Raw genomic sequence first — 23,555 nt, forward strand, 5'->3', positions numbered from 1 at the left:
GCTTGTGAGCCGCGGCCCTTTTCGTGCCCGGACACCAGGAGGACCCCTCCGCATTGACACTCCCCACCTTTTGAGAGTTACTTCCATTTGACTGCGACTCTCAAAGGAGTGAGCCATGAACCGGCGCTGGTGGGCCCTGGGAGCTCTGGTGGCGAGCATGCTCGTCCTCGGCTTCGACATGACGATCCTCAATGTGGCGCTGCCGACCATGGCGGGCGATCTCGGCGCCACCACCGGTGAGCAGCAATGGATGGCCGACGCCTACGTCGTCGTGTTCGCCGCCCTGATGCTTCCGGCAGGCCTGCTGGGCGACCGGTTCGGCCGCCGCCGGATGCTCATCACCGGCCTCGGCGTCTTCCTCGTCGGCTCGGTCGCCGGAACACTCGCCGACGGCGTGACCGGCGTCGTGGTCGCCCGGTGCGTCATGGGCGTCGGCGGCGCGCTCGTCATGCCGCTCGCCCTCGCCGTCCTGCCGTCGCTCTTCGGCGAACCGAAGGACCGGATCAAGGCCATCGGCATCGTCTCGGCCGCCTCCGCGCTCGGCATGCCGCTCGGCCCGATCCTCGGCGGCCGGCTCCTCGACCACTTCTGGTGGGGCTCGATCTTCCTGGTCAACGTCCCCATGGTCGGCATCGGCATCACCGCCTGCGTGTTCCTGCTCCCCGAGACCCGGGACCCCGCGTCCCCCGAGGTCGACCTCGTCTCCACCGCGCTGACCGCGACCGGCCTCGGCGCCCTGATCTACGCGATCATCGAGGCACCGGGCCGCGGTTGGGACGACCCGCTGGTGCTCGCCGTGACGGCCGCCGGTGCGGCACTGCTCGCCTCGCTCGTCGTACGGGAGCGCCGCGCCGTCCGCCCGATGCTCGACATGTCCTTGCTGCGGCAGCGGTCGTTCCTGCTCAGCGCGCTCGCGGCCACCCTCGTGATGTTCGTGATGGCGGGGCTGATGTTCATCCTGCCCGGCTACCTCCAGGCCGTCCTGGGTCACGACGCCTTCGGTACGGGGCTGCGGATGCTGCCCATGATGGGCGGGCTGATCGTCGCCGCGAAGGCCGGCGGCCCGGTCACCGGGCGGTTCGGAGCCCGCGCCACCATGTCGGCCGGACTCGTGGTGCTCGCCTTCGCCGCGCTGCTCGGCAGCCGCACGACCGTCGACAGCGGCTACGGCTTCACCGCGCTGTGGCTCTCCGTCGCCGGCGTCGGCTTCGGCTTCGCCGTCGTCCCCGCCATGGACGCGGCCCTCGGCGCCCTGCCCGCGGACCGGGCAGGCAGCGGGTCCGGGCTGCTGATGACCGTACGGCAGACGGGCAGCGCCCTCGGGATCGCTCTGCTGGGCAGTCTGCTGGCGGGGGCCTACAGCGGCCGGCTGGACACCACGGGCCTCCCGGCGGCCGCAGCGGACACGGCCGGGGGATCGGTCGTCGCCGCCCACGCCGTCGCCGCACGGCTCGGGGCCCAGCGGCTCGCGGAATCCGCCGACGCGGCGTATGTGCACGGGATGAGCCTGGTGCTGCTCGTCATCACCGTGACGGCCCTGGTCAGTGCCCTGCTGGTCGGGGCGTTCCTGACCTCGGCCGACAGGCGGCCGGTGGAATCCGCGGACGTGGCCGCCGCCCCTGTCGATGCGTGACAATGGCGAGCATGGCCGCCACCTCCCGGACCCCCTCCTTCACCGCACCCGAGGCGCAGCCCCCCATGGGGCTGCGTGAACGCAAGAAGCTCAGGACACGGGTCGCGATCCGGCAGGCGACGTACCGCCTGATCCAGGAGCAGGGCTACGAGGCGACGACCATCGAGCAGATCGCGGAGGCGGCCGAGGTGTCGCCGAGCACGGTGTTCCGGTACTTCGCGACCAAGGAGGACATCGTCCTCACCGACGAGTACGACCCGCTCATGGTGGCCGTGCTCCGGAGCCGTCCCCTGGACGAACCTCCGCTGGAATCGCTGCGATTGACGATGCGCGAGGCACTGATGTCGTTCGCGACCGCGGAGGACGACGAACTGCGCCGGCGCACCCGGCTGATGGTGGAAGTCCCCGCCGTCCGGGCCCGGATGACGGAGACCATGTCGGACACGGCGAAGCTGCTCTCCCAGGTGCTCGCCGACCGCACCGGCCGCAGCGCCGACGACCTGCGGATCCGGGTCTTCATCGCGGCCGTGCTGGGTGCGCTGCGCGAGGTCACGCTGTACTGGGGCGAGCACGGCCAGGAGGGCGACCTCATCACGATGGTCGACGAGGCACTGGACACGCTGGAGGGCGGCCTGCGGCTGTGAGCCGCGCCCCGAAGACCGCCGGTGTCGCTTCGGAGCGGGAGACCTCTCAGGCCCCGGCGCCGCCGAGCGCCCCGGCCAGCACCTCCGGGTCCGTGGTCGGCGCCTCGCAGACGAAGTGCCTGCACACATAGGCGGTGGGCTCGCCGTCCAGCATCGGGCGGTCCGCCAGCAGCGGGAATTCCGAACCCGCCGTCTCCCCCGCCGCGACCACCGCGCCGGGTGTCCGCCCCAGCAGGGCCGTACGGTGCAGCTCGCCGCCCACCGGTCCGGCGACCGCCACCTCGCGCGGACCGTCGAGCAGCGCCTCGGCCACCGCGAGCCCCCAGCCGATGAACCGCGGCGCCCGCGGGCCCAGCGCCTTCACGACGCCCAACGCCCCTTCCGCAGCCGTTCGGTGGGGTTCCGACCCGGTGTAGGCGGCGTACGAGAGCAGCGCCCCGGCTGCCGCGGTCCAGCCCGCCGGGGTGGCGCTGTCGGTGGGGTCCTGCGGTCGGCGGATCAGCTGCTCGGCGTCGTCCGCCGTGTCGTACAACTGCCCGCCGTCGCCGGTGAAGTGCTGGAGCACGATGTCGGTCAGGAAGCCCGCGAACTCCAGCCAGGTCCCCTCACCGGTGACGGCGGCCAGGGCCAGGAAGCCCTCCGCGACATCGCCGTAGTCCTCCAGCACCCCGGCGTGCTCACCGGCGCGGCCGTCCTTCGACGTACGGACGAGCCGGGCGACGGGCCCCATGTGGAGCCGCACCAACAGGTCCGCCGCCTCGGTGGCGCGCTCGATCAGGTCGGGGCGGCCGAAGTAGGCTCCCGTCTCGGCGAGTGCGGCGATCGCCAGGCCGTTCCACGCCGCGACCACCTTGTCGTCCCGCCCCGGCCGCGCGCGCAGCTCACGGGCGGCAAGCAGCCGGGCCCGCACATCGGCGGCGCGGGCCTCCTCCGTGGAACCGCCTCCCGGCAGCTGGAGCACCGAGGAACCCTCCTCGAAGGTGCCCTCGTCGGTCACCGCGAAGAGCTCCGCGGCGAACACGGCGTCCTCCTCGCCCAGCACCTCACGCAGCTGCGCCGGCGTCCAGACGTAGTACGCGCCCTCCACGTGCTTGCCGTTCACGTCCTCGCTGTCGGCGTCCAGCGCGGAGGCGAAGCCGCCCTCGGCAGTGCGCAGTTCGCGGACCATGAAGTCGGCGGTCTCCAGCGCCACCCGGCGGGCGAGCTCGGATCCGGTGGAGCGCCACAGGTGGGCGTACACACGGCAGAGCAGGGCGTTGTCGTAGAGCATCTTCTCGAAGTGCGGGACGACCCACTCGCGGTCCACCGCATAGCGGGCGAAGCCGCCGCCGAGCTGGTCGTAGATCCCGCCCCTGGCCATCACCTCACAGGTGTCGGCCGCCATCTGGAGTGCGCCGTCCGCCCCGGTGCGGGCGTGGTGGCGCAACAGGAACTCGATCGCCATCGACGGCGGGAACTTGGGCGCGCCGCCGAAGCCGCCGTGCTTCTGGTCGTACTCGCGGGTCAGTCCGAGCAGCGCCTGGGCGAGCTCCGGCTCGCCGGGCACGCCCCCGCCGCCCTGGGTGAGGGTGCGCTCGGACAGGTCGTGGACGATGCGCGAGGCGACCTCGCCGACCTCGTCCCGGCGGTCGGTCCACGCCCCCGCCACCCCTTCGAGGACCTGGCGGAACGACGGCAGGCCGTGGCGGGACTCGGGCGGGAAGTAGGTGCCGAAGTAGAAGGGCTCCGCGCCGGCGGTGAGGAAGACGGTCATCGGCCAGCCGCCCTGCCCGGTCGCAGCCTGCACGGCCTCCATGTACACGGCGTCCACGTCGGGGCGTTCCTCGCGGTCGACCTTCACGTTCACGAAGTGCTCGTTCATGTACGCCGCGGTGGCCTCGTCCTCGAAGGACTCGTGCGCCATGACGTGGCACCAGTGGCAGGCGGAGTAGCCGACCGACAACAGCACGGGTACGTCGCGCCGTTCCGCTTCCGCGAACGCCTCAGGTCCCCACGGCCACCAGTCGACCGGATTATCAGCGTGCTGAAGCAAATAAGGCGAGGTCACACCAGCCAACCGGTTCATACACCCCAGCCTCTCACAGCGCCAGGCCCGACCGGCGAAACCCTCACGGGCCCGCCTCGCTCGGCCCGGCTCGTGAAGTGGACCAGTACGCCAAGGCCGGCATCCCCTTCTACTGGCGGGTTGAACAGGCCGCCACCGGTGTCCCCATCGCGTACACCTACGTCCTCGACCCCGCCACCGAGGAATACAGGGACGGCGAGATGTCACCGGCACGGTGAAGGCCACAGCGCCCTTTCCATCACGGTCGATCTTGAGGTCCTGTAGGGAATCGGGAAGTCGCCCGCACTAACGCAGCACCGACCGCGGGAACCCCGAATCGGAACAGACGGTGCACGGACGATCTCGCGGATGCAATGGAGGCGGTCTGACACTGATTCCATGAAGCAGAACCGCTCCGGAGTCACCGAGAACGTCTCCGTGTCCATGCCGGCTGTGCGTTGCGGGAGCACGGTCCCGAATGTGTTCGCCGCTCCCGTGCAACCCTCCGGCGGTGTCGGAGGTCTCCTGGACGAACAAACGTTCTTGCGTTGTTCCGATGCTCGCATCGGTCAAGCCACTTCATACAGAGGTTTCCATGGCCCACGCTTCTCCCCGCCGCCGCACCCTCCGCCGGACCGCCACTGCTGTCGGCGCCGTGGCGGTGATCGCGCTGGGTGCCGCGCCCGCGGGTGCCGCAGACCCGGACACCGGCCTCGTGATGGGCAAGATCGGCCCGATCGACGGGGTGAAGCCGGGCAGCGAGGTCGGCCTGCCGGGCTCCTTCACGAACACGGGCACCGAGGCGCTCGACAAGGTCTGGATGATCTGGTCCGCGACCATCGGCCTCGGCTATTCCTCCCCGACGCCCTCCAACTGCTCGACCGAGAACTACGGTGGCGCCGACGAGGCGCCTCAGTCCTACCTCCTGATCTGCGAGTTCGACCAGACGGTGAGCCCCGGTGTCGTCTACGCGCCCGAGGGGCCGAAGCTGCGGATCCAAGACAGCGCCCTGAACGACGAACTGACCGCGAGAGTCAGCAAGAGCCCTATACAGATCCCGGAGGGCTCGCCGACTCAAGGCACCGGGCCCGCGATAAAGCTGGTGGAACGACCTGACGAGACCCCGGCCGCCCCGGGCTCCACCGAGCCCGCCCGGGCCGGGACGAAGGTGACCGCCAAGAGCACGGCCGACTTCCAGGTGACGGGCGCCCAACTGAAGGGCAAGGTCGGCGACACGGTCCCGCTGACGGTGAAGTTCACCAATGCAGGACCGGGCTGGGTGGCAGGGGAGCCCTACGAATCCGTGACCAACGTCCACATCAAGATGCCTGCCGGCACGACGGTCACCGGGACCCACTCCTGCCGGGACCAGGGGCAGGGGGCGTACGTCTGCGGCACCAGCAGCTCGTTCATGCACCCGAATACCGAGCACACCTACAAGTTCAAGCTGAAGATCAACAAGGCCGTGCCCGGGGCCAAGGGCTCGGTGGCGCTCGAAGAGAAGTCCCGGCCCTTCGACCCGATCAAGTCGAACGACTCGGCGGACATCCTGCTCGACGTCGAGGGCGCCGGCGCCACGGGCGGCAGCGGCTCCACGTCCGGCACGGGCGGTTCGGGCACGTCCGGCTCCGACAGCTCCGGCTCCACGTCCGGCTCCGGCGGCTCGGGCACGTCCGCGTCCGGCGGTTCCGGCTCGGCGTCCGGTTCCGGTTCGACGTCCGGCTCCGGGACCTCCACCACGGGCGGCAGCTCCGCCACGGGTACCTCGGGCTCGTCCTCCACGGGCGGTGACCTGGCGGAGACCGGCTCCGGCTCCACCCTGCCCCTCGCAGCCGCGGCCGCCGGCGCCGTGATCCTCGGGGCGGGCGGAGTCCTGGTGGCCCGTCGCCGCGCCGCCCGCCAGCGGTAACGACGTCCGCCCGGACGGGGCGGGTTCGCGCCCGCCCCGTCCAGTCAGGCCGCGCCGGAAGCATCGACTTGTCGAATATCGATATGCTCCCCTAGTGTCCTCCATATCGACCATCGATATGGAGGACACGGGTGAACACGCGACTCACGAAGACTCTGGCCTCGGTCACCTTCGGCCTGGCGGTGCTCTGCGGGCTCGCCTTCCTGGGCACGGCGGCCTCGCACATGCTCGACGACGGCGCGGTCTGCGTGAAGACGGACTTCTGGGCCAACGCCTCTTTCGGGCCGGACGGCCCGCCTGTCGGCAAGGGGGTCGAGGCGTCCAGCAGCACCGCACGCCTCTGCCAGGACAGCCCCTCCGCGGGACAGCGGGCCGCCGACCTCGGGGGCCAGCTGCCCTGGCTCCTGTTCGGCGCCCTCGCACTGCTGCTCTTCTCCCGGCTGCTGACGGGCGTCCTGGAGCAGGGGCCGTTCACGGACACGGTGGCAGACCGGCTCTCGGCTCTCGGCTGGCTCGTAGCCGCGGGCACGCCGCTGGCCGGCCTCGTCGTCGGCTCGTCGCAGTCCTGGCTCGCCGGGAGCATGGGTCCGGTGGTGGGCTCCGGGATCCATCTCACCGGCCCGACGGCACTCACCCTCGCCGGCCTGGGCGCGGTGATCATGGGGCGGATCATGCGCGAGGGTGTGCGCATGCGCGAAGACATCGAAGCGACCATCTGATGCCCGAAGACGAAATCCACGGGATCCGGATCCACCTCGACCGGGTCCTCGCCGAGCGCGGCATGACACTGACCGAACTCTCCTCTCAGGTGGGCATCACCGTCGTCAACCTGTCCGTACTCAAGAACGGACGGGCCAAGGCCGTACGCTTCTCGACCCTGTCGAAGATCTGCGAGGTCCTCCGGTGCCAGCCGGGGGACCTGATCACCTTCGACCCCGCCGGACCTGCCTGACCCGACCCGGCGACGGGCAGAAACCGCACCCCGCCCGCCACGGGGAAGACACCGACGGGCAGGTCAACTGCCGCGGAATCACGCACACTTGTCGTGACGGGCGGCCGCGGGGGTGACGCCACGTCGGCACAGTCCCGCAGACTCCCTGTCGCACACCGGCCCCAAGCAGGAGACTGGTCCTCCATGCGGCCGGATGCCGCACCGGCCCAAGGGGCAGGAACCGAGGGGGACTCATGCGGATGCGGGACAGCCACCGGGCGGAAGCCGAACGGCTGTTGGCACGGGCCGTGGAGGAAGAGGTGCGCCGTTCCGGCGGCCGGACCGACCCCGGCACGCTGATGGCACGCGGCCGCGCCGCGCTCGACTCGCTGGCAGCCGGGGCGGGCGAGGAGTACGTCGCGTACACCCAGGCGCTCGACGCCGCGACGGCCGGGCAGCAACCACTGGCCCAGCGGTTCAGTCGGGCATCGATCGGAACGCCCCTACTGGTCACGGGAGTTGCCGCCATCGCGGCCTTCGGCGCGGACGTGGCGCTCGGCACTGCGAGCGGCCTGGCACTCGGCGCGGGCGCTGTCGTCGCGGTCGCGGGCGCCACCGCCACCGTCGCCAAGGTCACCGCCTCGCACTGGCCGGCGGCGCACCGCCGGGCCGGCGCGCTCGGCCAGCCCGGGGGCACGGAACAGCTGCGCCTTGAGTGGCTCACGGCCCTGGAAGTACGCGGCATACGCCCCTTCGTCGACCAGCAGCGCATGCTGACCGCCTCGTCCCGCACTCCGGCGAAGAAGAAGGCCGCGGCGGACCGGTCCGCACCGCAACTGCGGGGCGGGGACCGCAGTGCAGCAGCCCGCATGCGCTCGATCCTTGAGCAGTCCTTCAGCCATCTGCCCACTGCCGAAGGCGAGTTCGCCGGCCGTCGGGCCGAGCTGGCCAGGATCGCCCAGTGGGTGCACGCGGCCCGCGCCTCGACGGAGACGAAGCCGACGGTCGTCGTGCTGCACGGTCCGCCGGGCGCCGGGCGCACCACACTGGCCGTGCGGGCGGCGCACAGCCTGAAGGACCAGTTCCGGGGCGCCTGCGTGGTGGATCTGCGCGGGGGCGCCGACGACGAGCCGCCGCTGCCGACCCGGGACGCGCTGCTGCACCTGCTGAACCGGCTCGGCGCCCCCCGTGAGCAACTGCTGTTCCGCGACAGCTCCTCCGCCGAGCAGCAGGTGCGCCGGCTCAGCGAGCTGTACCACCAGCATCTGACCGGCACTCCGGTGACGGTCGTCCTCGACGACGCGAGCGATGCCGCACAGGTCCGCACCCTCATTCCGGAGCGTTCGGACAGCCTCGTCCTGGTCACCGCCCGGGAGCCGCTCGACCTCCCGGAGACCCTGCCGGCCTGGGTGCATCAGCTGGAGGTCGGGGCTCTGGACCCGGCGGGCGCCGAGGAGTTGCTGCGAGAGGCGTCCCAGGAGGACGGGCAGGGTCTTTACGACTACCCGTCGAGCGAGGCGATCACCGAGCTCTGCGGAGGCCTGCCGCTCGCCCTGCGGATAGCGGGATCCTCGCTCGGGGAGCGCACCCCGAGCGCGCTGGCCGCCGACCTGGCCGCGTACGGGCCGGTCCCGCCGGTCGAGCGGGCCCTGTGGCTGCGCTACACCGACCAGTCCGAGCAGGCGCGGCGGCTGCTGCGCAGGCTCGCGCTGGCCGGGCGCGCCAGCCTGGGCGCCGCGGCCGCCGCCGCACTGCTGTCGGCCGACGAGCAGGAGGCCGGACGGCTGCTGACCGCCCTGTCCGGAGCCGGTCTGCTGACTCATGTGCGGGGCTCGCGCTACCGGCTGCACGATCTCGTACGGGGCTTCGCCCTGGCGCGGCTGAACGACGAGGAGGAGGCCGCGGACCGCACGGCCGCACAGGAACGGCTCATCGCGAACTACGCCGAGCTGGCCGGATCGGTGATCCGCATGGTCGACGGCAAGATGTCCACCCGGGCCGGGCAGTTCGGGCCGCACGGGTTCGGTTCCCTCGACGCGGCGCTGCGCTGGCTGGACGACGAGTCGAGCTTCATCACCTCCGCGCTGCGGCACAGCGAGGGCGTCGACCAGGGCGCGGTGCTCGACCTCCTGGGCGCGCTGTGCGACTACTGCCTGCTGCGCGGCGACCTCTACCGGCTGGGCGAGATCAGCGAGTTGACGCAGGCGGTGGACCAGGGGCTGCTGGAGCGGTCGGTGCAGTGGCGGACCGGTATCGCGGCCCGCCAGCTCGGCGAACTGGACAAGGCCCGCACCACGCTGTCGTCCGTCGTCGGCCTGTACCGGGAGGCGCAGAACGATTCGGGTACGGCGCTGGCACTGTGCTCGCTCGGCATCACGCTGCACCACCAGGGCAATCTGACGGAGGCGGCGGCGCGGCTGCGCGAGGCGATCGAGCTGCAGTCCTCCGCGGCGCAGGCGGAGGACCGGGCCTGGTCGCTGCATGCGCTGGCCGCGGTGGAGCGCGACCGGGCCCACCTGCCCGAGGCGCTGGAGCTCCTGGACACGGCGCTGGTCCTGCACCGCGAGGGCGAGTCGCTGCACGGGGAGGCGTGGACGCAGTTCCAGCTGGGTCAGGTGCTGCTGCGGATGGGCGATGTGGAGCGGGCCGAGGCGGCGCTGCGCACGGCCCTGGATCTGTACGGGCGGACCCGGGACGAGCGGGGCGAGGCGTGGGCGCTGACCCAGCTGGCCCGGGCCCGGCTGCTGGACGGCGATCCGGTCCCCGCGGTCGAGCAGCTGAACGCCGCCCTGGCCCGCCACCGCGACAGCGAGGACGCGCGGGGCGAGGCATGGACGCTCTACTACCTGGGCCAGGCGCTGGAGGAGACCGGCGAGACCGATCAGGCGGTGCGGCAGCTGGAGCGGGCCCGCACGATGTTCTCGCGAATGCGGGACGTGTACGGGCTGGCGTGCACCCGCCACCACTCGGGGCGCGTCACCCGCGACCAGCGGGCCGCCCAGACGGGCAACCTGCGCAATTCCGGTCTCGCCCGCCAGCTGCTCGTCGACGCCCGGGCCGACTTCCGGCGCATCGGGGTCGCCCACGGGGAGGCCTGGACGGCCCTGGAGCTGGTCCTGATCGACGCGGGCAACCAGCGCGCGCCGCAGGCCCTGGAGCTGTGCGGCGAGGCAGCCGCGCTGTTCGACTCGTACGGCGACGCGCGGGGCGCGGACTGGGCCCGCTTCCTGCGCTGCACGCTGTTGCCGTACGCCTCGCCGGGCGGCATCGAGGTGGGCACGGTGGTGGCCCAGCAGGAGCTGGGCGAACTGATGGAGGCCGGCCATCCGACGCGGGACGCGAAACTGGAGGACTGCGCGGAGGCGTTCCGGGTGGTTCTGAACCGGGGCGTGGACCTGGAGGACGGCTGGCAGGCCTGGCGCCTGGGCCTGACCCCGACCCGCCAGGCCCGGGAGATCATGGGCGTCGCCGTCCCGGGAAGGCCGTAGACACGGGCGTACGGCACCGCGGCGGCACGCGCGGGCCACACGCCGGGCGCTGGACGCGTACCCGGAAGCGTGGGGCCTCGTCGCTGCCATGATGACCGGGGCGGGAGCGGTACCCGCCCAGCCAGAGCCAAGGAGTGAGATGTCCGAGACGGACCCGCTGATCCAGGTCGACGAGCTGCGCGCGCTGCTGGCGGCGGACTCGGCCCCGCCCACGGTGCTCGACGTCCGCTGGGGCCCGCAGGGCCCGCCACCGTCGCAGCGCTACCTGGACGGCCACCTCCCCGGAGCCGTCCGCGCCGATCTGGACGCCGACCTTGCCGCGCCACCCGGCCCCGGCGGGCGGCATCCCCTGCCGGAGGCCGAGGCGTTCCTGGCAGTGACGCGCCGGCTCGGCATCGACCGTGACCGGCCCGTGGTGGTCTACGACCAGCGGGACGCCACCATCTCCGCCCGGCTGTGGTGGATGCTGCGCTACTACGGCCACCCCTCGGTCCGGGTCCTGGACGGTGGCTACGAGGCGTGGGTCCGGGCCGGCGCACCGGTAGAGACCGGGCCCGGCACACCGGCGGCCCCGGGCGCCTTCTCCGGTGCGCCCGGCGGACTGCCGCTGCTGACGGTGGAGGAGGTCCCGGAGGTGGCCGCCCAGGGCTTCCTGCTCGACTCGCGCCTCCCGGAGCGCTTCCGCGGCGAGGTCGAGCCCCTCGACCCCGTCGCCGGTCACATCCCCGGGGCACTCTCCGCACCCACCTTCGACAACAGCGCCCCGGACGGGCGGTTCCGCTCGCCCGAGGAGCTGCGCCGCCGCTTCGCCGGTCTGGGCCTCACCCCCGGCCGGCCACTGGCCGCCTACTGCGGTTCCGGGGTGACCGCCGCACACCAGGTCCTGGCGCTGCGCCTGGCCGGCTTCGACGCGGCGCTGTACGCCGGATCGTGGAGCGAGTGGATCGCGGACCCGGCCCGGCCCGTGGCTGTGGGCGCGTGAGCGCGCGCCGGGCCCGCCCCGCGGCCGTGGGTGCGTGAGCGCGGTACCGCCGACACGGCGCAGGCGGAGCGGACCGGTCGCCCGGCACCGCCCCGCCACTGCCTACTTCCGCTTCGCGGACCCCGCGGGCTCCGCCGCGCCCTTCGCGCCGGCCGACGCCTCCGGTTCGTCCGGGGCCTCCTCGAAGTCGACCTTCCCCATGTGCCGGTTCATCGACTTCATCAGCAGCCACACGCCCACGGCGAGCGCTGCGAAGACGATGAAGCCGAGGACCCCGGGGGTCACCTTGTTCTTGTCGAGTTCCTCGGCGAGCGGGACGAGGTGCGTCAGTGCCTGAGTCGCGTACATATCAGGCATTGTCGCGGATGCCCGCGAAGAGGTCGCTCTCGGGGAGGGAGGTATCGACGAGGGACTTCGCCAGCTCGTACTCCTCGGTCGGCCAGACCTCCCGCTGGATGTCCATCGGGACGCGGAACCAGCCGCCGTCCGGGTCGATCTGCGTCGCGTGCGCGATCAGTGCCTTGTCGCGGATCTCGAAGAAGTCCGCGCACGGAACATGCGTGGTCAGCGTGCGCTCCGCGCGCTCGAACTCCTTCCAGCGCTCCAGCCAGTCCCCGTACGGCGACTCCAGGCCGCGGGCCAGCAGCGCCTCGTGCAGCGCGACCGTGCGCGGCTTGTTGAAGCCCTGGTTGTAGTAGAGCTTCTGCGGCGTCCAGGCGGGTCCGAACTCCGCCTCGGGGAACTTCTCGGTGTCCGCCGCGCCCTCGAAGGCGATCATCGAGATCGTGTGGGTCATGATGTGGTCGGGGTGCGGGTAGCCCCCGTTCTCGTCGTACGTGGTGACGACCTGCGGGCGGAAGGCGCGAATCTTCGCGACGAGGCGGCCCGCCGCCACGGTCTCGTCCTCCAGCGCGAAGCAGCCCTCGGGCAGCGGGGGCAGCGGGTCGCCCTCGGGCAGGCCCGAGTCGACGAAGCCGAGCCACTCCTGCTTGACGCCCAGGATCTCCCGGGCCTCGTCCATCTCCTTCTTGCGCACCTCGTGGATGTGCTCCTCGATGTACGCGTCGCCCTGGAGTTTCGGGTTGAGGATGGAGCCGCGCTCGCCTCCCGTGCAGGTCACGACCAGCACGTCCACCCCCTCGGACACATACTTGGCCATGGTGGCCGCGCCCTTGCTCGACTCGTCGTCGGGGTGGGCGTGTACGGCCATCAGTCGAAGCTGCTCAGTCAAGACTCGATCCTCAGTGATTGGTCGCGAAGTGCAACTTCTATAGTGACCGAACCGGGGGGTGGAAAATTCCTCGATCTCCGGTACGGGAGGAACGATCATGACAGCGGTGCGCGAGGCGCTTCCCGGGAACCGTTACGGCCGGTCGGCGGACCAACGCGCGGACCGCCAGCTCAAGATCATCGGCTCGGTCCTCGGCGTCGCCCTGCTGGCCGTGGTCGGCTGGATCGGTTACGGCTATGTGAGCGGCCAGGCCCTCAGCGCCGAGATGATCAAGTTCAAGGTCGTCTCGGACGGCCGCGTCGAGGTGCACCTGGAGGTCCGCAAGGACCGGGACGCCAAGGGCTACTGCACCCTCCGCTCACAGAGCGAGGACGGCATGGAGGTCGCCCGCAAGGACTTCCGCTTCGACGGCGACACCGACCGGATCGACCAGGTGCTCAGCCTGCGTACGACGTCCAGGGCGACGAGCGTCGAGCTGCTCGGGTGCACGGAGGACGGCGGGGCGTAGCGTTGACCGCCGCACGGGTGTCGTGAGCCACTCCTGATGGCTCTGACCTGCGGTTCAACACTCTCAGCCGTTTACCTCCTCCCCCTTTCCCCGGTGAATTGTTAGGCTCGTGGTTTCGCCCACCCGTAGAAGCGCATGCTTCGGGGTAGGGCGATGCTTTGTATTCCCAGTACCGACGAGGAGCACCCTGTGACCCAGACCAGCGAAAACGTCACCTGGCTCACGCAGGAGGCGTACAACCAGCTCAAGGCCGAGCTGGAGTACCTGTCTGGTCCCGCGCGCACGGAGATCGCCGTCAAGATCGCGGCGGCCCGTGAAGAGGGCGACCTGCGCGAGAACGGCGGATACCACGCCGCCAAGGAGGAGCAGGGCAAGATGGAGCTCCGGGTGCGCCAGCTGACCCAGCTCCTGGAGCACGCGAAGGTCGGCGAGGCGCCGGCCGACGACGGCGTGGTCGAGCCCGGCATGGTCGTGACGATCGCCTTCGACGGCGATGACGACGACACGACGACCTTCCTCCTGGCCTCCCGTGAGTACGCGAGCGCGGACATCGAGACGTACTCCCCGCAGTCCCCGCTCGGCGTGGGCGTGAACGGCAAGAAGATGGGCGAGAGCGCGGACTACGAGCTGCCGAACGGCAAGACCGCCACGGTGAAGATCCTTTCGGCGAAGCCGTACACCGGCTGATCCGACCACTTCATGACGGAGCCCCGGCCGCATGCGGCCGGGGCTCCGTGCTGTGCTCAGACGGCGACCGAGCGGTACTTGCGCACCGCCAGGGTCCGGAAGACCACGATGATCAGTACGGACCAGATCAGCGAGGCCCAGACCGGATGCTGCATCGGCCAGGCGTCCGAGGTCGAGACGCCCGGGTTCCCGAAGAGCACCCGGCAGGCCTGGACGGTCGCGCTGAACGGGTTCCAGTCGGCGATGGGCTGGAGCCAGCCCGCCATCTGGCTGGAGTCCACGAAGGCGTTGGAGATGAACGTCACCGGGAACAGCCAGATCAGCCCGCCCGAGGTGGCCGCCTCCGGGGTGCGGACGGACAGGCCGATCAGCGCGCCGATCCAGGAGAAGGCGTATCCCAGCAGCAGGAGCAGCCCGAACGCGCCCAGCGCCTTGGCGATGCCCTCGTGGATGCGCCAGCCGACGAGCAGGGCGACGATCGTGAGCACCAGCACGGTGAACATGGTCTGGACGAGGTCGGCCAGGGTGCGGCCGGTGAGCACCGCACCGCGCGCCATGGGCAGCGAGCGGAACCGGTCGACGAGACCCTTGTGCATGTCGTCGGCGATCCCCGCACCCGCCCCGGCCGTGGCGAAGGTGACGGTCTGCGCGAAGATCCCGGCCATCAGGAAGTTGCGGTAGACGACGGGATCCGTCGACCCTCCGATGTTCATCGAGCCGCCGAACACGTAGCTGAACAGCACCACGAACATGATCGGCTGAATGAGCCCGAAAAGTACCACTTCGGGAATTCTGGTCATGCGGATGAGGTTGCGGCGCGCGATGACCAGCGAGTCGCGGGCGGACTGGCCGATACCGCCGGCCCCCCGGGGCACGGGGGCTGAGGTCGCCTCGGTCACGGCACTCATGTCCCTGCCTCCGTCCGGACGGCGGGCTGCGGGTCCGTCCCGCTCCCGTTGTTCTCGTCGGTCCTCTCCTGCTCGGCCGCGTGACCGGTGAGGGAGATGAACACGTCGTCGAGGGTGGGGCGGCGCAGCCCGATGTCGTCGATCTCCACGCCTCGGGCGTCGAGGTCGCGGATGACCTCGGCGAGCAGTTTGGCGCCGCCGTCGACCGGAACTGTCAGTTTGCGCATGTGCGGGACGATGGCGACATCGCCCTTGCCCAGGTGGGCGAGGACCTCCCGGGCCGGGTCGATCTGATCGCGCTGCTGGACGACGACCTCGACGCGTTCGCCGCCGGTCCGCGCCTTGAGCTGGTCGGAGGTGCCGCGGGCGATGACGAGACCGTGGTCGATCACGCAGATGTCGTGGGCGAGGCGGTCGGCCTCCTCCAGGTACTGCGTGGTGAGCAGCAGTGTCGTGCCGCCTGCGACGAGCTCCTCGATGACGTCCCAGAGCTGCTGCCGGTTGCGGGGGTCGAGGCCGGTGGTCGGCTCGTCCATGAACATGACCGGCGGCGAGACGACGAGTGCCGCCGCGAGGTCCAGGCGGCGGCGCATGCCCCCGGAGTAGGTCTTGGCGGTGCGGTCGGCCGCGTCGGCGAGGTTGAAGCGCTCCAGGAGTTCCGCCGCCCTGGCCTTCGCGTCGCGGGACGACATCTGGTAGAGCTGGCCGACCATCTGGAGGTTCTCGCGACCGGTCAGGTATTCGTCGACGGCGGCGAACTGGCCGGAGAGCCCGATCGAGCGCCGCACCTCGTTGGGTTTCTTCAGCACGTCGATGCCCGCGACGAAGGCGCTGCCCCTGTCGGGTCTGAGCAGCGTCGTGAGGACGCGTACGGCGGTCGTCTTGCCGGCTCCGTTGGGGCCGAGAAGTCCGAGGACGGTGCCTTGCGGCACGTCGAGGTCGACGCCGCCGAGTGCTCGTACGTCTCCGAAGGTCTTCACCAGACCTTCGGCGTAGATGGCGCCTGGCATATGGGATTCCCCCAGTGCGTTCGGGTGACTTCCTCACAGATCCTAGATTTGCCCGAGTTTCCGCGCCCGGTGAAGACACGACACGAACACCCGTGCGTCACCGGGTCGGGCGCACGCACAGTAACGCGATACATCGCGACCAACAAGGGGTCAGTCCATCACCAGATAGCCCGCCCCGCGCAGCGCCGCGGCGACCTCCTCGCAGTGCTCGGGGCCCTTGGTCTCCAGATGCAGTTCCACCTCGGCCTCCGTGAGGCCGAGCCGGGGGTCGGTCCGCACGTGACTGATGTCCAGGACGTTGGCGTCGGCCACCGTGAGCACGCCCAGCATGGTCGCCAGCGCACCCGGGCGGTCCGTCAGGCGCAGCCGCAGGCTCAGATACCGGCCCGCCGCCGACATGCCGTGGGTGAGGATGCGCTGCATCAGCAGCGGGTCCACGTTGCCGCCGGACAGGAGGGCCACCACCGGCCCGCGGAACGACTTCGGGTCGCTCAGCAGCGCGGCCACCGGGCTCGCCCCGGCCGGCTCCACCACCATCTTCGCCCGCTCCAGACAGAGCAGCAGGGCACTGGACAGCTCGTCCTCGGAGACCGTACGGACCTCGTCGACCAGCTCCCGGACCAGGCCGAACGGTACGTCGCCGGGGCGGCCCACCTTGATGCCGTCCGCCATCGTCTGGAGCGAGCCGATCGACACGGGGCGACCGGCGGCGAGTGACGGCGGGTAGCAGGCGGCGCCGGCCGCCTGCACACCGATGATCCGCACGTCGGGCCGGACCGCCTTCACGGCCACGGCGATCCCCGCCGCGAGGCCGCCGCCGCCGATGCCCACGACGATCGTGCGCACCTCGGGGCACTGGTCCAGGATCTCCAGGCCCACGGTGCCCTGCCCCGCGATGATGTCCGGGTGGTCGAAGGGGTGGATGAAGACCGCGCCGGTCTCGTGCGCGTACTCCTGCGCCGCGGCGAGCGTCTCGTCGACGACGTGGCCGTGCAGCCGCACCTGCGCTCCGTACTCACGGGTCGCGGCGATCTTGGGCAGCGGCGCCCCGACCGGCATGAAGACCGTCGAGCGTACGCCGAGCAGCGCAGACGCGAGCGCGACACCCTGCGCATGGTTTCCGGCACTCGCGGCGACGACGCCGGCGGCCCGTTCGACCGGGGTGAGGCCCGAGATCCGTACGTACGCGCCCCGCAGTTTGAACGACCCGGTCCGCTGCAGGTTCTCGCACTTGAACTGGACGGGCGCGCCCACCAGCGCCGACAGATGGCGGCTGCCCTCCAGCGGAGTGACCTTGGCGACCCCGGAGAGCATCTTCTGCGCTCCCCGGACGTCATCGAGGATCAGCGGAGGAAAACGGCCGGGCGGCGGGAAGTTCATACCGCAAGTCTTGCAGCTGAAAGGGGTCGCGGCCGCCGCCGAGGGTCCCCTCATGCGCCGATGTCCGCAGGTTTGTGCGGCACTGGTACGCGTTGCCCCGGGGCCGCGTACTCTGTCCCCCACCCATCCGACACGCACGAAGAGAGCTCCCGGCCATGCCCCCTCAGGACATGACGACTGCCGCGTCTCCTTCCGGGGGCGCCGCCCCGGAGAACCCGGGTCACGACCACCTTCTCGACGCTCTGCAGCACCAGGTGGCGGTCTTCGCCAGGCGTGCCGAGCAGACCCGCCTCGGCGGTGTCGGCCAGGTGCGCAACTCCATGGACCGGGCCGCGTACTTGCTGCTCAACCGGCTGGACAGGGAAGGCCCCATGGGCGTCAAGGCGCTGGCCGCCGGCATGGGGATCGACTCCTCGACGGTGACCCGGCAGGTCGCACCGCTCGTGGACACCGGTCTGGTCAAGCGCACCTCGCATCCGGAGGACGGCCGCGCGGTCGTGCTCCAGTTGTCCCCGCGCGGGCAGGCGCGGCTGGAGGAGGTCCGGGCCTCGCGGCGCGAGTTGATGTCCCAGGTGACGGACGAGTGGTCCGAGGACGAGCGGGACACGTTCTGCACGCTGCTCACCCGCTTCAACGCGGCCCTGGCGGCGCGGCAGGCGGCGCACCAGCCGCCGTCGGCGGGATAGCGCCGCTTCCTGGGGGTTGACCCGGGGGGTCGCGGAGCGCTCCGATGGACCTCGTGCGAGAGCGCCATGCGGTCCGACTGCGGCGCCGTGCCCAGGAGTTCGAGGCCTTCGTGGCGGGCGCGGCGGGCCGGTTGCTGCACACAGCGACCCTGCTGACGGCCGAACCGGCGGATCCGCCCGGGGCCAACGTGCATGCGCAACGTCTGCTGACGGCCGTGCTGTCCCGGACGTACGCGGACTGGGACGGGCTGCACGGCGAGGATCCGTACGACCGCACCCGGCAGGAGCTGGCCGCGCGGTTCGCCCGGGAGGCGTGGCGCCATCACCGTCCGCGCGGCGGGCTGCTGGACCGCCTCACCCCGCAGGAGCGGCTGGTTCTGGTGCTGCGCCTGTACGAAGGTGTCCCCGAGGAGCAGACGGCGGCGCTGCTCGGGGTGCCGGTGGACCGGGTCCGCGCGGTCTGCAACCGCTCGGTGGCCACGATGCGCGGCACCAGGAGTCCGACCTCGCGCCGGGGGCAGTCCCGTCCGCTGGGGGCCGCGCCGTGAGCGGTACGGGGCGCAAGGAGGACGAGGTCCGGCGGATGCTGGAGACCTCGCATCCGCCGGTGCCCGCGGAGCTGGCGGCGCGGGCGGCGGAGCGCGGTGAACGGCTGCTCCGGCGCCGACGGGCGCTGCGCCGGCTGTGGCTGGTGACGGCGACGGCGGCGGTCGTGGCGTTCACGGTGTGGGCGGTGGTGGTCCAGCCCTGGCAGGTGCCGCCGGCCGAGACGACGCCGCCGCTGGACGGCTGGTAGGGCGTCGGACCCCGGCATCACGGGGCGGCACCCCTACGCTCGTCCAGAACTCGGAGAAAAAAGTTCGGGCGGCGATGTCGAGAACCGGTGACCGGCTCCGTCCCCGGGGTGAACGCGACCACAGCGGGTCGCACGAGCACCAAGGAGAACCATCATGGCCAAGTACCTGCTGCTGAAGCACTACCGCGGCGCCCCGGCCCCGGTCAACGACGTGTGCATGGACCAGTGGACGCCGGAGGAGATCTCGGCCCACATGCAGTACATGAACGACTTCGCGGCCCGGCTGGAGAAGTCGGGCGAGTTCGTCGACGGTCAGGCGCTCGCTCCCGAGGGTGCGTGGGTCCGCTACGACGGTGAGGGGCGCCCCCCGGTCACCGACGGACCGTTCGCGGAGACCAAGGACCTCATCGCCGGCTGGATGATCATCGACGTCGACAGTTACGAGCGTGCCGTCGAGCTGACCGGGGAACTGTCGGCCGCGCCCGGCGCGGGCGGCAGGCCGATCCACGAGTGGCTCGAACTGCGCCCGTTCCTGACCGAGCCGCCCACCATCTCCGAGTGACGTCACCGGTGGACGAGGTCCTGCTCAGGAGCCTCACGCCGGGTGTGCTCACCGTCCTCGTCCGCCGCGGAGCCGACTTCGCGGCGGCCGAGGACGCCGTGCAGGACGCCCTGGTCGAGGCGCTACGGGTCTGGGCGGTGGACCCCCCGCGGGATGCCAGGGGCTGGCTGATCACCGCGGCCTGGCGCAAGTTCCTCGACGCGACACGCGCCGACGCCGCCCGCCGGCGCCGTGAGGACCGGGTCGGGGAGGAGCCGGCGCCCGGGCCGGCGGGCGCGGGGGACGACACGCTCCAGCTCTACTTCCTGTGCGCCCACCCGTCGCTGACCCCTGCGTCGGCGGTCGCGCTCACGCTGCGCGCGGTCGGCGGGCTGACCACGCGACAGATCGCCGAGGCCTACCTGGTGCCCGAGGCGACCATGGCACAGCGCATCAGCCGCGCCAAGCGCACCGTCTCCGGCGTGCGCCTCGACCGTCCCGGCGACGTCGCCACGGTGCTGCGCGTCCTCTATCTCGTCTTCAACGAGGGCTACTCCGGGGACGTCGACCTGGCCGCCGAGGCCATCCGGCTGACCCGGCAGCTCGCGGCCCGTATCGACCACCCCGAGGTGGCCGGGCTGCTCGCCCTGATGCTGCTCCACCACGCGCGGCGTGACGCCCGGACCGCGCCCGACGGCAGCCTGGTACCGCTCGCCGAGCAGGACCGGGGCCGCTGGGACACGGCGTCGATCGCGGAGGGGGTCGGGATCCTCCAGGCGGCCCTCGCCCGCGACCGCCTGGGCGAGTTCCAGGCCCAGGCCGCCATCGCGGCACTCCACGCCGACGCGCCCGCCGCCGGGGAGACCGACTGGGTACAGATCGTGGAGTGGTACGACGAGCTCGCGGGCCTGACCGACAGCCCGGTCGTCCGCCTCAACCGCGCGGTCGCCGTCGGGGAGGCCGACGGGCCGCGCGCCGGCCTGGCGGCGCTCGCGGCAGTGGACGCCTCGCTGCCTCGCCACGCCGCGGTGGCGGCGTACCTCCACGAGCGTGACGGCGACCCGGTGACGGCGGCACGGCTGTACGCCGAAGCGGCCCACAAAGCCCCCAACCTCGCCGAGCGTGACCACCTGACACGCCAGGCCGCCCGGCTCAACGCCCGCCGGGGTCACTGAGGGGTCACGGCAGGTCACGGGCAGATCCTGCCGGGGTCACTGACGGGTCGCGCACCGCTACCCGATTTATCCTGGAATGGCATCGGTCGAGGAGGCTGTGATGACCAGGAAGATCGCCGACTGCCGCAAGTATCCGAGCGTGTCGAACTGCTCGCTGACCATCTCCGGCGAGGAGGAGGAAGTCGTGCGGGCCGCGACCGAGCACGCGGTCTCCGTCCACGAACACACCGACAGCCCCGAGCTGCGCGAGCAGGTCAGGGCCTCGCTGGAGGACGAGAAGGCCTCGGTCTGAGGGCGGGACGTACGACGGCTGAGGGCGGAACGCACGAGGGGCGGGACCGGTTTCCCCGGCCCCGCCCCTGCTGCCGCCCCGTACGGGAATCAGCCGAGTACGGGGATCAGTCGAGTACGGGGATCAGCCGAGCGCCTGCGTCAGGTCGGCCAGCAGGTCGTCGCCGTTCTCGATGCCGACGGAGAGCCGGACCAGATCGGCCGGGACCTCCAGCGGGGATCCGGCGGCGGAGGCGTGCGTCATCCGCCCCGGGTGCTCCAGCAGCGACTCGACGCCGCCGAGGGACTCACCGAGCGTGAACAGCTTCGCGCGGTTGCAGACCTCCACGGCCGCTTCCTCGCCGCCCGCGACGCGGAAGGAGACCATGCCGCCGAACGCCTTCATCTGCTTGGCGGCGATCTCGTGCCCCTGGTGCTCGGGCAGCCCCGGGTAGAGGACCTGGGTGACCTTGGGGTGGCGGGTCAGCAGGTCGGCGACCTTGGTGGCGTTCTCGCTGTGCCGGTCCATCCGGACGGCGAGGGTCTTGATGCCGCGCAGCACCAGCCAGGCGTCGAACGGCCCGGCGACGGCACCCATGGCGTTCTGGTGGTACGCCAACTCCTCCGACAGATCGGGGTCGTTGACGATCAGCGCACCGCCGACGACGTCCGAGTGGCCGCCCATGTACTTGGTGGTGGAGTGGACCACGACGTCGGCGCCCAGGGCGAGGGGCTGCTGGAGGTAGGGGCTGGCGAAGGTGTTGTCGACGACGAGGCGCGCACCCGCCGTGCGGGCCACGTCGGCGACGGCCGCGATGTCGGTGATGCCGAGCAGGGGGTTGGAGGGGGTCTCCACCCAGATCGCCTTGGTGCGCGGGGTGATCGCGGCCCGGACCGCCGCCACGTCCGAGGTGTCGGCGACCGAGAACTCCACGCCCCAGCGCGAGGCGACCTTCGCGAACAGCCGGAACGTGCCGCCGTAGGCGTCGTTCGGGATGACCACGTGGTCGCCGGGGGTCAGCAGCGTGCGGAGCAGGCAGTCCTCGGCGGCGAGGCCCGACGCGAAGGCGAGTCCGCGGCGGCCGCCCTCCAGGGCCGCGAGGTTCTCCTCCAGCGCGGTGCGCGTGGGGTTGGCGCTGCGGCTGTACTCGTAGCCGCCGCGCAGACCGCCCACGCCGTCCTGCTTGTACGTGGACACCTGGTAAATGGGCGGAACAACGGCGCCGGTGAGGGGATCGGCGGTGTTTCCCGCGTGGATCGCGAGAGTCTCGAAGCTGTGCTGGTCGCTCATGGGCCCCGAGCGTAGTTCGTTCCGAGGGCGCTCGACCGGGCACCGTGCCGTCCGGCAACAATGGGGGCATGGAGATTCTGTGGTTCCTGCTCGCGCTGTGCATGCTCGCCGCGGTCGTCGGCCCCTTCGTGCTGAGGCGCCGCGGGGGTATCCGTCAGGTGGCGCCCGGTTCCCCGGACGCGGCCGATCCGGACACCTACGGCTTCGTGCGTCAGGAGGAGCTGGACATCCGGACGCCCGGCCCCGACCAGGATCTCCTCGACGTCCTGGAGGTCGTCCAGCACACCCAGGAGTGGCGGGCCGCTTCCCAGCTGCTGTCGGGGACGCCGAAGGACGGCGAGGTGCGGTGGCAGCGGGTGCAGGCGTTCGCCGGGGCCGCGTCGCTGGAGCTGATGCGGCGGCCCGGCGAGGGCGGGGCGTGGCTGCGCAGGTGGCGGGCCGAGGCACCCAAGGACGCGGGGGGCGCGGCCGTGCACGCGGAGTTCCTGGTCCAGCAGGCCTGGCGCACGTCGACGGCCGGTACGGACGACTTCCGGATCATCCTGGAGGAGGCCCGTACGGTGGTCGGCGAGGCGGCCCTGCTGGCTCCGGGCGACCCCGTCCCGTATCTGACGGAGCTGGCCGTCGCCCGGGGACTGGGCTACTCCCACGAGGAGTTCGACCAGCTCTGGGCGAAGATCATCGACCGGGCGCCGGCCCACATGGGCGCGCACATCGCGGCGCTGCACTTCTGGTGCGAGAAGTGGCACGGATCGCGCGAGGAGGCCGACCGCTTCGCGACGGCGGCCGCCGCCCGCGCCCCGCAGGGCTCCCTGCTGGCGGCGCTGCCGCTGTTCGCGGTGTACGAGCACCTGCCCGAGGTGAATCTGGTGCAGGGCTTCTACCGGAGCCTGGTGGTGACGAAGGCAGTCGAGGGCGCGATGTTCGCGGTGCACGCGGCGCGCGCCGACGACCCGATGCTCGCGCACGTACGCCATCTCCTGGTGCTGTTCCTGGTACGGATGGAGCGCTGGTCCGAGGCGATGAACCAGCTCGTCCACATCGACGGTCACGTGGGCGCGCTGCCGTGGACGGAGAACTCCGACCCGGCCGCCGAGTACACCGTGTACCGGGCCCTGGCGGTGGCCGGCTACGAGGCGAACGGCGGCAACCCGGCCACGCTCCCGCGCTGAGGGCGCGGGACTCCCGCGGCCGACGCTGTGCGACCGTGGGAGCGACGTATTCCCGCTTCCCGCTCCCGCTTCCCGAGACAAGGACCGGTGTTCCCGTGGCACGACTGATACCCCTGATCCTGATCGGCCTCGGCCTCTACTTCTGGTTCAAGGCCCGCAAGCGGGCCGCCGCCTATGTGGAGGCCGCCGAGTCGCAGGACGGCACGCCCCGCGACTGAGCACCGGGGACGGAATCCGTGGCGGCCCGGGTGTGTTGTACGGACAGCACG

24 protein-coding genes and 1 pseudogene are annotated in these 23,555 nt (G+C 71.6%); 18 read left to right on the plus strand and 7 right to left on the minus strand.

The genetic code is table 11. The annotated features are described in order from the left end of the window. Positions 1 to 115: 115 nt before the first annotated feature. Both OG538_RS13010 and OG538_RS13015 read left to right on the plus strand, forming a co-directional pair. Positions 116 to 1,633 (plus strand): MFS transporter, encoded by a 1,518-nt coding sequence (locus tag OG538_RS13010; RefSeq protein WP_406093206.1) that lies wholly within the window; start codon positions 116 to 118, stop codon positions 1,631 to 1,633. An 11-nt stretch (positions 1,634 to 1,644) separates the two neighbouring features. Then, positions 1,645 to 2,277 (plus strand): TetR/AcrR family transcriptional regulator, encoded by a 633-nt coding sequence (locus OG538_RS13015; protein ID WP_406093208.1) that lies wholly within the window; start codon positions 1,645 to 1,647, stop codon positions 2,275 to 2,277. Positions 2,278 to 2,323: 46 nt separating this feature from the next. Here OG538_RS13015 and OG538_RS13020 read toward each other — a convergent pair whose 3' ends face one another. Then, complete coding sequence (locus tag OG538_RS13020; protein ID WP_406093210.1) at positions 2,324 to 4,342, minus strand: thioredoxin domain-containing protein; 2,019 nt, start codon at positions 4,340 to 4,342, stop codon at positions 2,324 to 2,326. A gap of 74 nt (positions 4,343 to 4,416) precedes the next feature. Here OG538_RS13020 and OG538_RS13025 point away from each other — a divergent pair. From OG538_RS13025 to OG538_RS13050, 6 genes and pseudogenes are all read left to right on the plus strand, one after another. Then, positions 4,417 to 4,606, plus strand: a pseudogene (locus OG538_RS13025) (Uma2 family endonuclease); the annotation flags it as partial. Positions 4,607 to 4,916: 310 nt separating this feature from the next. Beyond that, on the plus strand, positions 4,917 to 6,230 hold the full coding sequence (locus tag OG538_RS13030) for a hypothetical protein (protein ID WP_406093212.1): 1,314 nt from the start codon (positions 4,917 to 4,919) through the stop codon (positions 6,228 to 6,230). A gap of 131 nt (positions 6,231 to 6,361) precedes the next feature. Continuing rightward, a complete protein-coding gene (locus OG538_RS13035) occupies positions 6,362 to 6,949 on the plus strand; it encodes a DUF2975 domain-containing protein (RefSeq protein WP_406093214.1) in 588 nt (195 codons plus the stop codon). Next, positions 6,949 to 7,182 carry a helix-turn-helix domain-containing protein gene (locus tag OG538_RS13040; protein WP_406093216.1) on the plus strand — a complete coding sequence of 78 codons (234 nt, stop codon included), beginning with the start codon at positions 6,949 to 6,951 and terminating at the stop codon, positions 7,180 to 7,182. Before OG538_RS13035 ends, OG538_RS13040 begins: the two co-directional genes overlap by 1 nt. A 239-nt stretch (positions 7,183 to 7,421) precedes the next feature. Further along, positions 7,422 to 10,649 carry a tetratricopeptide repeat protein gene (locus OG538_RS13045; protein WP_406100107.1) on the plus strand — a complete coding sequence of 1,076 codons (3,228 nt, stop codon included), beginning with the start codon at positions 7,422 to 7,424 and terminating at the stop codon, positions 10,647 to 10,649. 139 nt (positions 10,650 to 10,788) lie between these two features. After that, complete coding sequence (locus OG538_RS13050; RefSeq protein WP_406093218.1) at positions 10,789 to 11,631, plus strand: sulfurtransferase; 843 nt, start codon at positions 10,789 to 10,791, stop codon at positions 11,629 to 11,631. Positions 11,632 to 11,733: 102 nt separating this feature from the next. Here the strand turns inward: OG538_RS13050 and OG538_RS13055 are convergent, their stop codons facing one another. Beyond that, the gene (locus OG538_RS13055) at positions 11,734 to 11,979 is read right to left on the minus strand and encodes a hypothetical protein (protein ID WP_406093220.1); all 246 of its coding nucleotides are present in this window, start codon (positions 11,977 to 11,979) and stop codon (positions 11,734 to 11,736) included. Between the two features lies 1 nt (position 11,980). Continuing rightward, on the minus strand, positions 11,981 to 12,862 hold the full coding sequence (mca, locus tag OG538_RS13060; protein WP_406093222.1) for a mycothiol conjugate amidase Mca: 882 nt from the start codon (positions 12,860 to 12,862) through the stop codon (positions 11,981 to 11,983). Positions 12,863 to 12,959: 97 nt separating this feature from the next. Between mca and OG538_RS13065 the strand changes: the two genes are divergently transcribed. Both OG538_RS13065 and greA read left to right on the plus strand, forming a co-directional pair. Next, entirely contained in the window at positions 12,960 to 13,370 is a 411-nt protein-coding gene (locus OG538_RS13065; protein ID WP_406093224.1) for a DUF4307 domain-containing protein, read from the plus strand. A 189-nt stretch (positions 13,371 to 13,559) separates the two neighbouring features. Next, complete coding sequence (greA, locus tag OG538_RS13070; RefSeq protein ID WP_384128716.1) at positions 13,560 to 14,057, plus strand: transcription elongation factor GreA; 498 nt, start codon at positions 13,560 to 13,562, stop codon at positions 14,055 to 14,057. 56 nt (positions 14,058 to 14,113) lie between these two features. Here greA and OG538_RS13075 read toward each other — a convergent pair whose 3' ends face one another. From OG538_RS13075 to ilvA, 3 genes are all read right to left on the minus strand, one after another. Then, positions 14,114 to 14,965 carry an ABC transporter permease gene (locus OG538_RS13075; protein WP_406093227.1) on the minus strand — a complete coding sequence of 284 codons (852 nt, stop codon included), beginning with the start codon at positions 14,963 to 14,965 and terminating at the stop codon, positions 14,114 to 14,116. Next, entirely contained in the window at positions 14,962 to 15,975 is a 1,014-nt protein-coding gene (locus OG538_RS13080; RefSeq protein ID WP_406093229.1) for an ATP-binding cassette domain-containing protein, read from the minus strand. Before OG538_RS13080 ends, OG538_RS13075 begins: the two co-directional genes overlap by 4 nt. Before the next feature lie 150 nt (positions 15,976 to 16,125). Beyond that, the gene (gene ilvA / locus OG538_RS13085) at positions 16,126 to 17,355 is read right to left on the minus strand and encodes a threonine ammonia-lyase (RefSeq protein WP_406093231.1); all 1,230 of its coding nucleotides are present in this window, start codon (positions 17,353 to 17,355) and stop codon (positions 16,126 to 16,128) included. 155 nt (positions 17,356 to 17,510) lie between these two features. Between ilvA and OG538_RS13090 the strand changes: the two genes are divergently transcribed. From OG538_RS13090 to OG538_RS13115, 6 genes are all read left to right on the plus strand, one after another. Continuing rightward, positions 17,511 to 18,041 (plus strand): MarR family winged helix-turn-helix transcriptional regulator, encoded by a 531-nt coding sequence (locus OG538_RS13090; protein ID WP_406093233.1) that lies wholly within the window; start codon positions 17,511 to 17,513, stop codon positions 18,039 to 18,041. A gap of 53 nt (positions 18,042 to 18,094) precedes the next feature. Then, on the plus strand, positions 18,095 to 18,589 hold the full coding sequence (locus OG538_RS13095; RefSeq protein ID WP_406100108.1) for a sigma factor-like helix-turn-helix DNA-binding protein: 495 nt from the start codon (positions 18,095 to 18,097) through the stop codon (positions 18,587 to 18,589). Then, on the plus strand, positions 18,586 to 18,837 hold the full coding sequence (locus OG538_RS13100; protein WP_406093235.1) for a hypothetical protein: 252 nt from the start codon (positions 18,586 to 18,588) through the stop codon (positions 18,835 to 18,837). The genes OG538_RS13095 and OG538_RS13100 overlap by 4 nt, the downstream gene beginning before the upstream one ends. A gap of 154 nt (positions 18,838 to 18,991) precedes the next feature. Continuing rightward, positions 18,992 to 19,399: a YciI family protein gene (locus tag OG538_RS13105; protein ID WP_406093237.1), complete on the plus strand. Its 408-nt coding sequence runs from the start codon at positions 18,992 to 18,994 to the stop codon at positions 19,397 to 19,399. Positions 19,400 to 19,407: 8 nt separating this feature from the next. Continuing rightward, positions 19,408 to 20,553 carry an RNA polymerase sigma factor gene (locus tag OG538_RS13110; RefSeq protein WP_406100109.1) on the plus strand — a complete coding sequence of 382 codons (1,146 nt, stop codon included), beginning with the start codon at positions 19,408 to 19,410 and terminating at the stop codon, positions 20,551 to 20,553. A gap of 100 nt (positions 20,554 to 20,653) precedes the next feature. After that, positions 20,654 to 20,845, plus strand: a complete 192-nt coding sequence (locus OG538_RS13115) for a DUF1059 domain-containing protein (protein WP_356325505.1) — start codon at positions 20,654 to 20,656, stop codon at positions 20,843 to 20,845. Positions 20,846 to 20,968: 123 nt separating this feature from the next. Here the strand turns inward: OG538_RS13115 and OG538_RS13120 are convergent, their stop codons facing one another. Continuing rightward, positions 20,969 to 22,114 carry a cystathionine gamma-synthase gene (locus OG538_RS13120; protein WP_366798515.1) on the minus strand — a complete coding sequence of 382 codons (1,146 nt, stop codon included), beginning with the start codon at positions 22,112 to 22,114 and terminating at the stop codon, positions 20,969 to 20,971. A 68-nt stretch (positions 22,115 to 22,182) separates the two neighbouring features. On the opposite strand from OG538_RS13120, the gene OG538_RS13125 reads away from it, so the two are divergent. Together OG538_RS13125 and OG538_RS13130 are read left to right on the plus strand one after the other, a co-directional pair. Beyond that, on the plus strand, positions 22,183 to 23,286 hold the full coding sequence (locus OG538_RS13125) for a hypothetical protein (RefSeq protein ID WP_406093240.1): 1,104 nt from the start codon (positions 22,183 to 22,185) through the stop codon (positions 23,284 to 23,286). Between the two features lie 95 nt (positions 23,287 to 23,381). Next, positions 23,382 to 23,504, plus strand: a complete 123-nt coding sequence (locus tag OG538_RS13130) for a hypothetical protein (RefSeq protein WP_406093242.1) — start codon at positions 23,382 to 23,384, stop codon at positions 23,502 to 23,504. Positions 23,505 to 23,555 lie beyond the last annotated feature (51 nt).

Origin of the sequence: Streptomyces sp. NBC_01013 (assembly GCF_045162765.1) — a bacterium.
Taxonomy (GTDB): domain Bacteria; phylum Actinomycetota; class Actinomycetes; order Streptomycetales; family Streptomycetaceae; genus Streptomyces.